This is a genomic window from Erythrobacter sp. W36 (assembly GCF_057364935.1).
In genome coordinates this window covers 670,748-683,044 of the sequence record NZ_CP200281.1, presented here as the reverse complement: position 1 = coordinate 683,044, position 12,297 = coordinate 670,748, and the positions used below count along the sequence as shown (strand labels likewise).

The following is a 12,297-nucleotide window of genomic DNA, read 5'->3' as shown; positions in this document are numbered from 1 at the left end:
CCTCAACAACTTAAGCAATAAAAGCGATGATCGCCGCGAAGGTCGAGACATAGACCGTCGCGAAACCGCGCACATCATCGCGGGTCAATTGCCACAGGCTTTCAGCTGGTGCGGCCAATTCGTTACTGCGCACATGCGGCGGCAGTGACGCACGGAACGAATGCCGAGCCGCCTCATCAGTCAGAACCAAAGCGCGGCGACCGCCCCGCCTTTTCGGCTCTAAACCAAGCTCTGGCAGATTGCGTTCGATGGCGACTGTTTTGAGACTCGCATATGTCATGAGCCCCTTGTTAAGACTTTCTTAACCGTTTTGGCAGGGGTGATTTGCAAACTGTCGCGCTGCGGGACATTAAGTGTTTTTGTTCATTTGGGCCTGTGGAAAATTCCGCCGGATTGCGCGCGTGCAGCGCCCCCGCTAAGCGCGGTGAGAGCGCAGCGAATTGCGCCGCAAAGACGGGACACGGAATGATGGAAAAGACTGCTCAAACAGCGGCAGAGCTGCTGGTCGATTGCCTGATCGAACAGGGTACAGACCGGATATTCACCGTCCCGGGAGAGAGCTTTCTCGCCGTGCTCGACGCGCTGCATGCAAGCGACAGCGTGGATGTCGTCACCTGCCGAGCAAGAAGGCGGTGCAGCTTTCATGGCCTGCGCTGATGGAGCCATGACTGGCAGGCCAGGCATTGGTTTTGTCACTCGGGGCCCCGGCGCGACCAACGCCAGCATTGGCGTGCATGTTGCGCATCAGGATCTCGCAGCCGATGATCTTGTTCGTGGGTGATGTCGCGCGCGGCATGAAAGACCGTGAAGGTTTTCAGGAGGTGGATTTCGCCGCCTTCTTCGGTCCGATCTGCAAATGGGCGGCGCGGATCGATGATGCCGCCCGCTTCCCAGAATATATCGCGCGTGCTTACTCGGTCGCGATTTCAGGCAGGCCTGGCCCGGTAGTGCTCGCTTTGCCGGAAGACATGCTGTGTGATCTGATGGCCGAAAACCCGCCGCAACCCCGGCCTGAAGTCACTCGCCCAGCGCAGGCCGTATGCCCCGATGCAATGCAAGCGATGCTCGCCATGATCGGCGATGCGGCAAGCCCGATTGCGATTATCGGCGGAGCCGGTTGGAACGCGAAGGCACGCGAGCACTTCCAGCAATTCGCCGAGAGCATTGGCCTGCCAGTCGCAACCGCCTTCCGCCGCCAAGACGCGATCTCGCCGAATTCACCGGTCTATGCGGGCAATCTCGGCTACGGTCCGAACCCGAAATTGGTCGAGCGAGTGAAATCCGCTGATCTGGTGCTCGCCGTGGGCGCGCGGCTCGGTGAGGCGACAACGGATGGATATGCCTTCCCAACCTTAGAGCATCCCGATCAGACCCTGATCCATGTTCACCCTGACCCCAATGAATTGGGCCGGGTTTACCGCGCGGACCTCGCCCTATGCTGCGCTGTCGACGAATTTGCCGAGGCCGCCGCGCTGTGGGAGGACCACAGCGTCATCCCCTTCGACGCAGGCGCGCAGGCGAATGCGGAATGGCGCGAATGGTCGAGCTACGAGCCCGCTGAACCCTCAGCCCATGCGCTTGATATGGCGGCCTGCGTCGCCTTTATGCGGGAGGCCTATCCCGCCGATACGATCGTCACCAATGGCGCAGGCAATTTTGCCGGATGGTGGCACCGTTATTGGCGCTATGATGGCTATCCGACGCAGCTGGCCCCGACCGCTGGCGCGATGGGATATGGCGTCCCAGCCGGGATTGCTGCGGCTCTGCGCCATACGGACCGGCAAGTGGTCACCGTCGCAGGCGATGGCGATTTCCTGATGAACGGCCAAGAGCTCGCAACCGCAGCTCAACATGGCGCAAACCTAACCGTCCTGATCATCGATAACAGCGCTTATGGCACCATTCGCATGCACCAGGAGCGCGAATATCCAGGCCGCGTCTCAGCCACGAAGCTGGCCAACCCAGACTTCGCAGCTTTCGGCGCAGCCTTTGGCGCGTGGAGCGCCCATGCAAGCACAACGGAAGAGTTCAAATCGGCTCTGGCTGAAGCGCGCAAAAAGAGCGGCCTGCGCCTCATCCACATGTCGATTGATATTGAGCAACTCGCCGCGAGCGGGGCGAGTATCAGCGGGCTACGGGCAAAAGCCGCAGCAAAAGGATAGCGCCTATCCCTCGGCCATCTCGCAAATGATCCGCCATTCTTCCGGCGTGATCTGCGCGACTGACAATCGGGACAGCTTCACCAGCTGACACTCGGCGAGCCTGGGTTCGGCCTTGATCTGCTTGAGTGACACCGGATTTTCGAACTTGCGTTTGGGCTTCACTTTCACGGCCGCCCATTTGCCGGTCTCGTCTGTGGGATCGAGAATATCAGCCACGCTGACCGTGCAAATGCCGACAATCTCCAGACCCTCTCGCGAGTGGTAGAAGAAGCACTCATCGCCGACCTCCATCGCCTTCAGATTGTTCTTCGCCAAATGATTGCGCACCCCGTCCCAAACGCCCTCTTTCTCAGCGATCAGATCGTCCCAGCCGTATTTGAACGGTTCGGATTTTATGAGCCAGTAATTGGGCACAGGTTCGCTCCCCAGTTTCGCGCTGTCAGACCGCCATTGTTCTGGCGATAGAAACGCGCCGCGCCAAGCGCCAAATTGGGCTCGCCCACGTCTTAACCGGATATTTAATATGTGCCCCCATTACGAGCGAGACTGAAATCGCTGGGGGCACAGCCGATTATGGCTGAAGAGAAAACTGAGCAACGGGTCGGTAAGGCCGAGCGCGACATTGTCGCGCTGGGAATTGCCACCGCTGCGATCATTATTTTTGTTGGTATCGGCGGCTCTGTAATGGGCGATATCGCCGAGGCGACTTTTGGTGAGGGCACAGGCCCTGACCGCTTGCTGGTCAATGCCATGTTGCTGAACATTGCGCTGATCATTTTTGGCTGGCGCCGTTACCGCGAACTCCATTCTGAAATCCAACAGCGCCGCGCCGCTGAAGAGCAGGCCCGCAAGCTGTCCGAAATTGATCCCCTCACCGGCTGCCTCAACCGCCGTTCCATGGCGAAAGCCACCGAAGAACTGCGCAATGGCTCAAACCGTCATGGCCAGGCCCTCGCCTATGTCATGATTGACCTCGATAACTTTAAGCAGGTCAACGACATGAACGGCCATGCGATCGGCGACAAATTGCTGATCGAACTGGCCGCGCGGCTTAAAGAAAAGCTTCCCAAAGACGCTCTGTTGGCGCGCCTGGGCGGGGACGAATTTGCGTTTGTCATGCCCTATGATGGCAAGCACCCAGAACGCATTGATGATCAGGTGATCCGCCTGTTTGAGACCGCAACAGCCATGTACCAAGTCGATGAAATGGCGGTTGAGTTGACCATGTCGATTGGCATTGCCACCGATCATGATGATCAGGGTTTCAACCCGCTGGTGAGCGACGCGCAGACGCTGATGCATCACGCCGATATCGCGATGTATCACGCCAAGAACCAAGGCAAAAACCGCTATTACTGGTTTGAGCCAACGATGGAAAATGAGCTGCGTTTCCGCAATGAGCTCGAAACAGGCATTCGCCGCGGCCTTGCGGTTGGTGAGTTTGTGCCATTTTATGAGCAGCAGATTGACCTAGAAAGCGGCGATCTGGTCGGCTTTGAAATGCTGGCACGCTGGCAGTCGCCTCAGCTGGGCCTTGTCAGCCCGGACATCTTTATTCCGATTGCTGAAGACATCGGCGTGATCGGTGATCTGTCTGAAAAGCTGATGGTTGAGGCCTTTGCCGATGCCCGCGATTGGGCCCCTGACCTCACCTTGTCAGTCAACATCTCGCCGATCCAGATGCGCGATCCATGGTTTGCGCAAAAACTGCTGAAGCTGCTGGTCGAGCACAATTTCCCAGCGCACCGGCTTGAGATTGAAATCACCGAAAGCTGCCTGCACGACAATGTCGGCATGGTCCGCTCGATGATTGCCAGCCTGCGCAACCAAGGCGTTAAGGTCAGCCTCGACGACTTTGGCACCGGCTATTCGAGCCTTGAGCAACTGCGCTCGCTGCCGTTTGACCGACTCAAGATCGATCGCAGCTTCATCAGCGAGCTGCGCAATCCGGATGCAAGCTCCAAGATCGTCGATGCGATTGTCTCGCTCGGCAATGGCTTGGACATGCCGATCACCGCTGAAGGCATCGAAGATGAGAACATCCTCGACCTGCTCAAAACGATGGGCCGCCTGAAAGGCCAAGGCTACCTTTATGGCCGCCCAGAAACCGCCGACCAGGTGCGCATGCGCCTGAAAGCCGCTGGACGCTTGGTCGAGCTGCCGGACGTCGCTGTTGCGCCCCAAGACAGCGTCCCTGAAAGCACAGTCGATCCCGAGAACCTCAGACGGGTAGCCGAATAAGGCCGCTGACCTGAGGCGTCGGCATCGCCCACGCTCAGACAAATCACTGACGCAAAACTGGACGTAGCGCCTGCGCGTGCATAAATGCGCTCCAGATCATGCGCACTCCCTTCATCAAGATGCACGGCCTCGGCAATGACTTCGTGGTGCTCGACGCCCGCGAAACCGAATTGCCGAGCGTCACGAATGCGGTCGCAAAAGCGATTGCGGATCGGCGCACGGGCATTGGCTGTGATCAGCTTGTGCTGCTGGAGCCTAGCGCTTCGCACGATTTCAAAATGCGCTTCTTCAACAGCGATGGCGGCGAAGTGGGCGCATGCGGTAATGCTAGCCGCGCGGTGGCGATCCTGCATGGTGAGCCTGCCAAGGTAGAGACCGCTGGCGGTGCCTTGTCACTTCACCCGAGCGAAGGCGGCGCCAGTGTCGATATGGGCGTGCCCAGCTTCGATTGGGACGCAATCCCGCTCGACTATCCGATGGACACCCTCTCCATGCCGCTTGGCTGGCCAATGGAGGTCGGCTCGCTCGAAAACCCGGCCGCTGTCAATGTTGGCAATCCGCATGCAGTATTCTTCGTGGAGGATGCCGATGCGGTCGACCTAAAGACCTACGGTCCCATCATCGAGCACGATGCGGTGTTCCCCGAGCGCGTGAATGTGAATGTCGCGAGCCTGATCGCACCGGATCATCTGCGCCTGCATGTGTGGGAACGCGGCGCGGGCATCACTCGTGCTTGCGGCACCGGAGCTTGCGCCACGGCCGTTGCAGCGGCACGGCGCGGGATCAGTGGACGTGACGTCATGGTGTCATTGCCCGGCGGTGATCTGCGGATCGAATGGCGCAGCGATGATACGATCCTGATGACAGGCCCAGCAACCGAAGCCTTTCGCGGGACATTTGAGTGGGACGATTTCGCATGAGCGCGCCCCTCGTAAATCAACCCGACGTAATCTCGCTCGGCTGCCGCCTAAATATTGCCGAAAGCGAGAAGCTGCGCGCGATGCTGCCAGACGGCGAGGATGTCGTCGTCGTCAACAGCTGCGCGGTTACCAATGAGGCGGTGCGCCAGACGCGCCAAGCGATCCGCAAGGCTCGCCGTGCACGGCCCGATGCGCGCCTGATTGTGACCGGATGCGCCGCTGATATCGAGCGTGAACAACTCGCCGATATGCCAGAGATCGACGGGCTTATCTCCAACCAGTCAAAGCTTGATCCGCGCGCCTGGAACCTGCCCAGCGATCACGCTCCGCTTGCCCCGACCAAGACCCGCGCCTTTATCGCGGTTCAGAATGGCTGCGATCACGCCTGCACCTTCTGCATTATCCCGCAGGGGCGCGGCACCAGCCGTTCGATGACTATTGCAGAGGTGCTGCGCGAGGTGGAGCAGCATCTCGAGCTAGGCGCGCGTGAAGTTGTTCTGACCGGTGTCGATGTGACCAGTTGGGGGCATGATCTGCCCGAAACCCCGCCGCTGGGTGCGCTGGTCGGTGCGATCCTAGACCGCTTCCCAAGTCTTGCTCGCCTGCGCATGTCATCGCTCGATGGCATTGAGATTGACGAGGCGCTGTTTGAGCTCTTCGCCAGCGAGCCGCGCCTCATGCCGCATCTGCACCTATCGCTGCAGCATGGCCATGACCTGATCCTGAAACGCATGAAGCGGCGGCACCTGCGCGGCGATGCGGTGGATCTGGTGCAGCGGTTAAAGGCACGCCGACCCGATATCGCCATTGGTGCTGACCTGATCGCAGGCTTCCCAACCGAAACCGCTGAGCATCATCAGGCGAACCTCTCGATCATTCGCGAGCTGGACACCGTCCACGGCCATATCTTCCCCTTCTCCCCGCGCGAAGGAACGCCAGCGGCCCGCATGCCCCAACACGACCGCGCGCTCATCAAGGAGCGCGCCGCTGAACTGCGCGCGGCTGCGGCTGAAACACGCACCAACTGGCTCGATAGCCTTGTGGGCGAACCGCTTCAGGTCCTCGCCGAGGGCGACAACAGCGGCTACAGCGAAAGCTACGCCCGCGTCGCACTGCCCAGCGGTACACAGCGCGGCACGATTTTGACCGTCACACCGAATGCCCATGAGAAAGGCCTGCTGCAATGAGCGATCCCGAGAATGCGGGCTCTAGCTGGAGTGACCGGCTGTTTGGCGGCTTTCGCAAGACCTCTGAGCGGCTGTCCACCAATCTCACCGGCGTGGTCGGCACGGCAAAGCTCGATGATGCCACCTTGGACGAGGTGGAAGACGCGCTGATCATCTCAGACCTCGGGCCGTCAGCCGCTGGGCGTATCCGCGCAAAACTCTCTGAAAAGCGCTTCGGCCTGGAGATCACAGAGCAGGAATTGAAAGAGGCCGTCGCTGAGGAGATCGCCGAAATCCTGCGCCCGGTGGCAAAACCGCTCGATGTGGTTGCCTTCCCCCGTCCGCAAGTGATCCTGGTTATCGGGGTCAACGGGTCCGGCAAGACAACCACCATCGCAAAGCTCGCACACCTCTTCCAAGAGGACGATTACGGCGTGATGCTGGCCGCTGGAGACACCTTCCGCGCCGCCGCCATTGGCCAGCTCGCCACTTGGGCAGAGCGTGTCGGCGTGCCGCTGGTGCGCGGGCCAGAAGGTGGCGATCCGGCCTCTATCGTGTTCGATGCAGTGAAAGAGGCGACGGACACCGGCATCGACGCACTGATCGTCGACACCGCAGGGCGCCTGCAAAACAAGCGCGAGCTGATGGACGAGCTGGAGAAAATCCGCCGCGTTCTGGGCCGCCTCAATCCAGAGGCACCGCATGATGTTGTGCTGGTTCTGGATGCGACCAATGGTCAAAATGCTTTGTCCCAGATCGACGTGTTTAAAGAGGTCGCGGGCGTGACCGGCTTGATCATGACCAAGCTGGATGGCACCGCGCGCGGCGGGGTGCTGGTGGCGGCGGCGGAGCAATATGGGCTGCCGATCCACGCGATTGGCGTTGGCGAGACCATGGATGATTTGCGCCCGTTCGACCCCGATCTGGTTGCCAAAGTTATTGCAGGAGTGGCGTGACATCGCATTCCTCGTCATTGCGAGGAGCCAAGGCGACGAAGCAATCCATGGTGCTTCGCTTCCGCCAATTTCACCGCCATGGATTGCCGCGCTGCTTCGCAGCTCGCAATGACGGTTGGAAAAAATGAACGACAGTACCAAAACCGAGAAGAAACAAGGCTCTGGCTGGCTCAACGTCGCGGTCGATTACGGCCCGCTGCTGGTCTTCCTAAGCGTCTACAAATTTTACGCGCCGGATGAGCCTGAGCCGATCAGCGAGCTGTCCGCGATCATTCGCGGCACTGGCGCGTTCATGGTCGCGGCTCTTATCGCGCTGGCGGTGTCGAAATGGCGGCTGGGAAAGATCTCGCCGATGCTGTGGTTCTCCACCGCCCTCATCGTGGGGTTTGGCGGGCTGACGGTCTTCCTAGGTGATCCGGTCTTCGTGCAGCTCAAGCCGACGATCATCTACGGCTTCTTCGGAGTGGCCCTGCTGGTCGGATGGAAGATGGGCAAGGCGCTGCTCAAAATCCTACTGGAGGCCGCATTTGAGGGCCTGACAGACGAAGGCTGGCTGAAGCTGTCACGCAATTGGGGCGTATTCTTCCTCGCGCTGGCTGCGCTTAATGAGGGCCTGCGTGCCTATATGACCTTTGAGGGCTGGCTATGGGCGAAGCTGTGGGTGTTCCTGCCGCTCACCTTCCTGTTCACATTCGCCAATATCCCGATGCTGCTGAAGCATGGGCTGGATCTGGGTGAGGAAGACGAGGCCGAGGCAAAGGACGAAACGCCTTAAGCGGCGCAGTCTTCCCAGCCGAGCGGCGCGCGGTCACAATTGGCATAAAGCGCGCGGCGAGCCCGCTCTTGCAAGACATCGCGCACGACCTGTTCCTGATTGTCGGTTGAGCGGGTTGTGGTGATGACATTCAGATAGCGACCATGACCATATTTGGCCTCGCGCGGTCCTGATGCGAAAATGCGATGTGCAGTCATTTGCCTTCTCTTTCTTTGATGACTGCGGCCATCGACCCTCGCCCAGATTCGTTCAACCTATGGGCGTGTAACATCTTGTTACGGTCGACAGGTGTGGTTCGTTGTGGCGCTCGGCGAGCGCCTGCGTGCCTATATGACCTTTAAGGGCTGGCTGTGCGCGAAGCTGTGGGTGAGGAAGAGAGCGAGGCGGAAGCGAATGACGGGTGAAAGCACTAGAGTTTGAGTGAACGCATCACCATGGCTGAGCTGCTTGTTTTAGGTCCATCATAGTCCGGACTTTCGAGATTGACCTGATCAAAGCCCAGCTTGATGAGCACACGCATAGAGCCGACATTTTCAGGCTTGTGCTCAGCATAAACCTGCTTTGGGCCGAGTGACCTTACTGTCTCCAAAAGGGCAGCTACTGCCTCTGTCGCGATGCCGCGCCCCCAGCGTTTCCTTGAGACCCAATAGCCCAGCTTCAGGTGACCATCCGGCCGCGAAACGCCGCATCCACCGACCAGATCTCCACCGCTATCCAGCGTCTCGAATATCAGGAACCTAGGCAGCTCATCTCTTTGCATGCTCTCAATGAAAGCCAAAGCATCGCTATGTGAGTAGGGCCACGGCACATGAGCAAGTTGGCTGACGACGGCGTGATCGCTCATAGCCTCAGTTAATGCGTGCGCGTCATCCGGCACACCTGGTCGCAAAAGAAGCCTTGGGGTCGATAGCTGCATTCGACCCTAAATCTCGACCTGGCTGCCTAGCTCCACCACGCGGTTGGTCGGCAGTCGGAAGAACTCCATCGCCGTCGCTGCATTCCTCAGCATCCAGGCAAAGATCTTCTCGCGCCAGATCGGCATGCCTGGCTTGTCGCTTGGCAGCAGGGTTTGCCGCGACAAGAAGAAGCTGGTGTGCATCATGTCGAACTCACCGCCGCACTGCTCCATCTGCTTCAGGCCCAGCGGAACGTTCGTCTCTTCCATAAAGCCATAGCGCAGCACCGCGCGGTAGAACCCGTCGCCCATATCCGTGTATTCGCAGCGGCTGCTCGGATCGACATAAGGCACGTCCTGAATATCAACCGTCAGAATCACCACGCGTTCGTGCAGCACCTTGTTGTGCTTGATATTGTGCAGCAGCGCAGAGGGCACGCCAGCGGTGCTGGAGGCCATAAAGATCGCCGTGCCCGGTACGCGTGTGGCGGAATTCTTGGCGGACTTGGCGAAGATCTCCATCGGCAGAGCAACCTCGCTCATCCGGTCGCGCATCAGCTTGCGGCCACGCGCCCAAGTGGTGAGCAGCAGGAAGGCGATAAAGCCGACCATCAGCGGGAACCAGCCGCCGTCCGGCACCTTCGTAAGGTTCGCGGCGAAGTACGCGCCGTCCACGATCAGGAACAGGATCACAACGGGCGCGGCGTACCACCATTTCCATTTCCACACGCCCACGAGCAGCACCGCCATCAGCAGCGTGTCGATCGTGACCGCGCCGGTCACCGCGATGCCATAGGCGCTGGCGAGGTTGGAGGAATTTTGGAACGTCAGCACCAGAATGATCACCGCGACCATCAGCGCCCAGTTCACCACAGGAATATAGATCTGGCCGCCTTCGGTTTCGCTGGTGTGGCGGATCGAGAGGCGCGGGATGTAGCCCATTTGGATCGCTTGGTGCGTGATCGAGAACGCACCCGAGATAACGGCTTGGCTGGCGATGAAGGTCGCGACCGTGGCCAGAAACACCAGCGGCAGACGCCATTCCTCGCTGGCTAGGAAGAAGAACGGGCTCTGGATGGCCTCGGCGGCTTGTTCCGGCGGCAGACCGATGATCATCGCCCCTTGCCCAAAGTAATTGAGCAGCAGGCAGGGCATGACAAAGCCGAACCACGAAAGCCGCATCGGGCCGCGCCCAAAGTGCCCCATATCCGAATAGAGCGCCTCTGAGCCGGTCACCGCCAGCACAACCGACCCAAGCGCCAGAAACGCGAGCCAACCATCGAGGACAAAGAAATTCACCGCGTGATAGGGGTTGAGCGCCCACAGGATCTCTGGCGTGTTGAATATCTGCCACGCGCCCATGCTGGCAATGACCGTGAAGTAGACAATCATCACCGGGGCAAACAGCGCCCCAACCTTCGCCGTGCCGCGCTTTTGCAGCATGAACAGGAAGACCAGCAGCCCGAGCGCAATCGGGATAACGAAACGCTGCAATCCGGGGTCAACCACAGTCAGGCCCTCGACCGCAGACAGGACCGAAATTGCGGGCGTAATCATGCTATCGCCGTAGAACAGCGAGGTTGCAAACACTCCGAGCAGCAGCGCCACCCAGCCGTATTTGGATTTGCTAAGTTGGCTGGAGATCAGCGCAACCAAAGCGAGCGAGCCGCCCTGCCCCTTGTTATCGGCGCGCATCAGGATCGTGACATATTGGATCGAGACGACCAGCGTCATCGACCAAAAGATCAGGCTGATGACGCCCAGAACATGCGCGTTATCAACCGCAAGCGGATGCGGGCCAACAAAGGTTTCGCGAAAGGCATAGAGCGGGCTGGTGCCGATATCGCCAAAGACAATACCGATCGCGCCAACCGCGAGCGCCTTTTTAGACGCGCTATGGCCCTTGCCGCCTTGGGGCGGTTGGTGTGCTGGCGCTGCTGTATTGCTCATGCGTAATGGATTTCCCGAAGTAGAGCCGCGGCCCTATCGATACTGCCCTCGTAAATAAGCCGCCCGATTTAGCGACTCTGCCCCCTCACGAACCATGTGAGGTGGGCGCGCTTAGCACCGCCTTACCGGCCCTGCAACTCAGGCGGTGGATGCGCGCCTTATTGGGCCGCCGGATTGGGAGCGCCAGAAAGCATTGCGTCAATGGCCTCGAGCCGCTGAGTGAGCTCTGCATGCCACGGCGCATCCTCGGGGGTACGCTCCAAGAGTTCAGCCCAAACGGCGCGCGCCTCGCGCACTTGGCGTGTGCGAAAATAGGCCGCGCCAAGGAAGAAACCCGCGCCCGGATTGGCCGGATCGGCCTTGCTAGCCCGGTCAAAGGCGTTGTGCGCCGCCGGTGTGACGCTGCCATCAGCATGCTCAACCAAAGCCATGCCGAGCGCCAACCAGCCCTCTGCATGCCCCGGATTGTCCGCGAGGCCGCCGCGCAGCAGGCCAGCGGCGTCAGAGAACCGCCCGCGCCGGGCAAAGCCATCGGATACGGTGAGATAGTTGGGTTTGGGCACGCCAGCGTCAAACAGGGCGCGGCGCGCCTCGACCATCTGCTCGCCAGAGCGCGGTTCCTGCACCATCGCGGCTTTTGGGCTGCCGGGCTGGCTGGCGCTACCCTGCCAAGCATAGCCGGTAAGACCGAACACCAAGACTGCGCCAAACAGCGTCCAGCTCGATTTCGGCAGGCGCAGCACGAATGCGGCAAAGCCAAACGCGGCCAGCGCCAGGAGTGAGACGGCGATCCAACCCATTATGCGCTTTCCTCTGAGGTGCGCGCGCTATCCGCATCGTCACCATCTGAGCGCTTGCGCCCCAGACGGCGGAACAACAGCAGGAAGCCGAAGCCAAAGATGATCGCCGGCACAAGGAAAAGCGGCCAAGTCGTGGAGCTCACCTCCGGCTGGTAACTGACATAATCGCCATAGCGCACGATCAGCCATTGGCGGATCGCCTCTGGCTCCTCCCCAGCAGCAAGGCGCGAGCGGACCTGATGGCGCATATCACCTGCCATCGGCGCATCGCTATCGTGGATGTTCTGGCTCTGACAGGTGAGGCAGCGCAGGGTCGCCATCAGCTCAACCGCCTGCGCCTCCAGCGCCGGGTCTTCCAACTGCGTATAGGCATAGGGCGCCGCAGCGGCAGCGAATCTTGCGCGGTCAGCGGCACGCTGAGCATGGCCAAAG

Annotated in this window: 12 protein-coding genes and 1 pseudogene; 6 read left to right on the top strand and 7 right to left on the bottom strand. The window is 60.0% G+C overall.

Annotated features, from left to right (window positions below; all coding sequences use genetic code 11):
* Nucleotides 1–10: 10 nt before the first annotated feature.
* Nucleotides 11–280, bottom strand: a complete 270-nt coding sequence (locus AC0V6U_RS03405; protein WP_472644812.1) for a hypothetical protein — start codon at nucleotides 278–280, stop codon at nucleotides 11–13.
* 188 nt (nucleotides 281–468) lie between these two features.
* Between AC0V6U_RS03405 and AC0V6U_RS03400 the strand changes: the two are divergent.
* A pseudogene (locus AC0V6U_RS03400) lies at nucleotides 469–2,162 on the top strand (thiamine pyrophosphate-dependent enzyme).
* Nucleotides 2,163–2,165: 3 nt separating this feature from the next.
* Here AC0V6U_RS03400 and AC0V6U_RS03395 read toward each other — a convergent pair.
* Nucleotides 2,166–2,576 carry an EVE domain-containing protein gene (locus tag AC0V6U_RS03395; protein ID WP_472644811.1) on the bottom strand — a complete coding sequence of 137 codons (411 nt, stop codon included), beginning with the start codon at nucleotides 2,574–2,576 and terminating at the stop codon, nucleotides 2,166–2,168.
* A gap of 159 nt (nucleotides 2,577–2,735) precedes the next feature.
* On the opposite strand from AC0V6U_RS03395, the gene AC0V6U_RS03390 reads away from it, so the two are divergent.
* From AC0V6U_RS03390 to AC0V6U_RS03370, 5 genes are all read left to right on the top strand, one after another.
* On the top strand, nucleotides 2,736–4,403 hold the full coding sequence (locus AC0V6U_RS03390; RefSeq protein WP_472644810.1) for a putative bifunctional diguanylate cyclase/phosphodiesterase: 1,668 nt from the start codon (nucleotides 2,736–2,738) through the stop codon (nucleotides 4,401–4,403).
* 98 nt (nucleotides 4,404–4,501) lie between these two features.
* Entirely contained in the window at nucleotides 4,502–5,323 is an 822-nt protein-coding gene (gene dapF / locus AC0V6U_RS03385) for a diaminopimelate epimerase (protein ID WP_472644809.1), read from the top strand.
* A complete protein-coding gene (locus AC0V6U_RS03380; RefSeq protein ID WP_472644808.1) occupies nucleotides 5,320–6,510 on the top strand; it encodes a MiaB/RimO family radical SAM methylthiotransferase in 1,191 nt (396 codons plus the stop codon). The genes dapF and AC0V6U_RS03380 overlap by 4 nt, the downstream gene beginning before the upstream one ends.
* On the top strand, nucleotides 6,507–7,445 hold the full coding sequence (gene ftsY, locus AC0V6U_RS03375; protein ID WP_472644807.1) for a signal recognition particle-docking protein FtsY: 939 nt from the start codon (nucleotides 6,507–6,509) through the stop codon (nucleotides 7,443–7,445). Before AC0V6U_RS03380 ends, ftsY begins: the two co-directional genes overlap by 4 nt.
* A 124-nt stretch (nucleotides 7,446–7,569) precedes the next feature.
* Complete coding sequence (locus AC0V6U_RS03370) at nucleotides 7,570–8,220, top strand: inner membrane-spanning protein YciB (RefSeq protein WP_472644806.1); 651 nt, start codon at nucleotides 7,570–7,572, stop codon at nucleotides 8,218–8,220.
* Here the strand turns inward: AC0V6U_RS03370 and AC0V6U_RS03365 are convergent.
* The 5 genes from AC0V6U_RS03365 to AC0V6U_RS03345 form a co-directional block, all read right to left on the bottom strand.
* A complete protein-coding gene (locus AC0V6U_RS03365) occupies nucleotides 8,217–8,417 on the bottom strand; it encodes a hypothetical protein (protein ID WP_472644805.1) in 201 nt (66 codons plus the stop codon). The two genes, AC0V6U_RS03370 and AC0V6U_RS03365, sit on opposite strands and share 4 nt — an antisense overlap.
* 212 nt (nucleotides 8,418–8,629) lie before the next feature.
* Nucleotides 8,630–9,136: a GNAT family N-acetyltransferase gene (locus tag AC0V6U_RS03360; protein WP_472644804.1), complete on the bottom strand. Its 507-nt coding sequence runs from the start codon at nucleotides 9,134–9,136 to the stop codon at nucleotides 8,630–8,632.
* 6 nt (nucleotides 9,137–9,142) lie between these two features.
* A complete protein-coding gene (locus AC0V6U_RS03355; protein ID WP_472644803.1) occupies nucleotides 9,143–11,065 on the bottom strand; it encodes a potassium transporter Kup in 1,923 nt (640 codons plus the stop codon).
* 158 nt (nucleotides 11,066–11,223) lie between these two features.
* On the bottom strand, nucleotides 11,224–11,865 hold the full coding sequence (locus tag AC0V6U_RS03350; RefSeq protein WP_472644802.1) for a tetratricopeptide repeat protein: 642 nt from the start codon (nucleotides 11,863–11,865) through the stop codon (nucleotides 11,224–11,226).
* The gene (locus AC0V6U_RS03345; RefSeq protein WP_472644801.1) at nucleotides 11,865–12,224 is read right to left on the bottom strand and encodes a cytochrome c-type biogenesis protein; all 360 of its coding nucleotides are present in this window, start codon (nucleotides 12,222–12,224) and stop codon (nucleotides 11,865–11,867) included. The genes AC0V6U_RS03350 and AC0V6U_RS03345 overlap by 1 nt, the downstream gene beginning before the upstream one ends.
* Nucleotides 12,225–12,297: the final 73 nt, after the last annotated feature.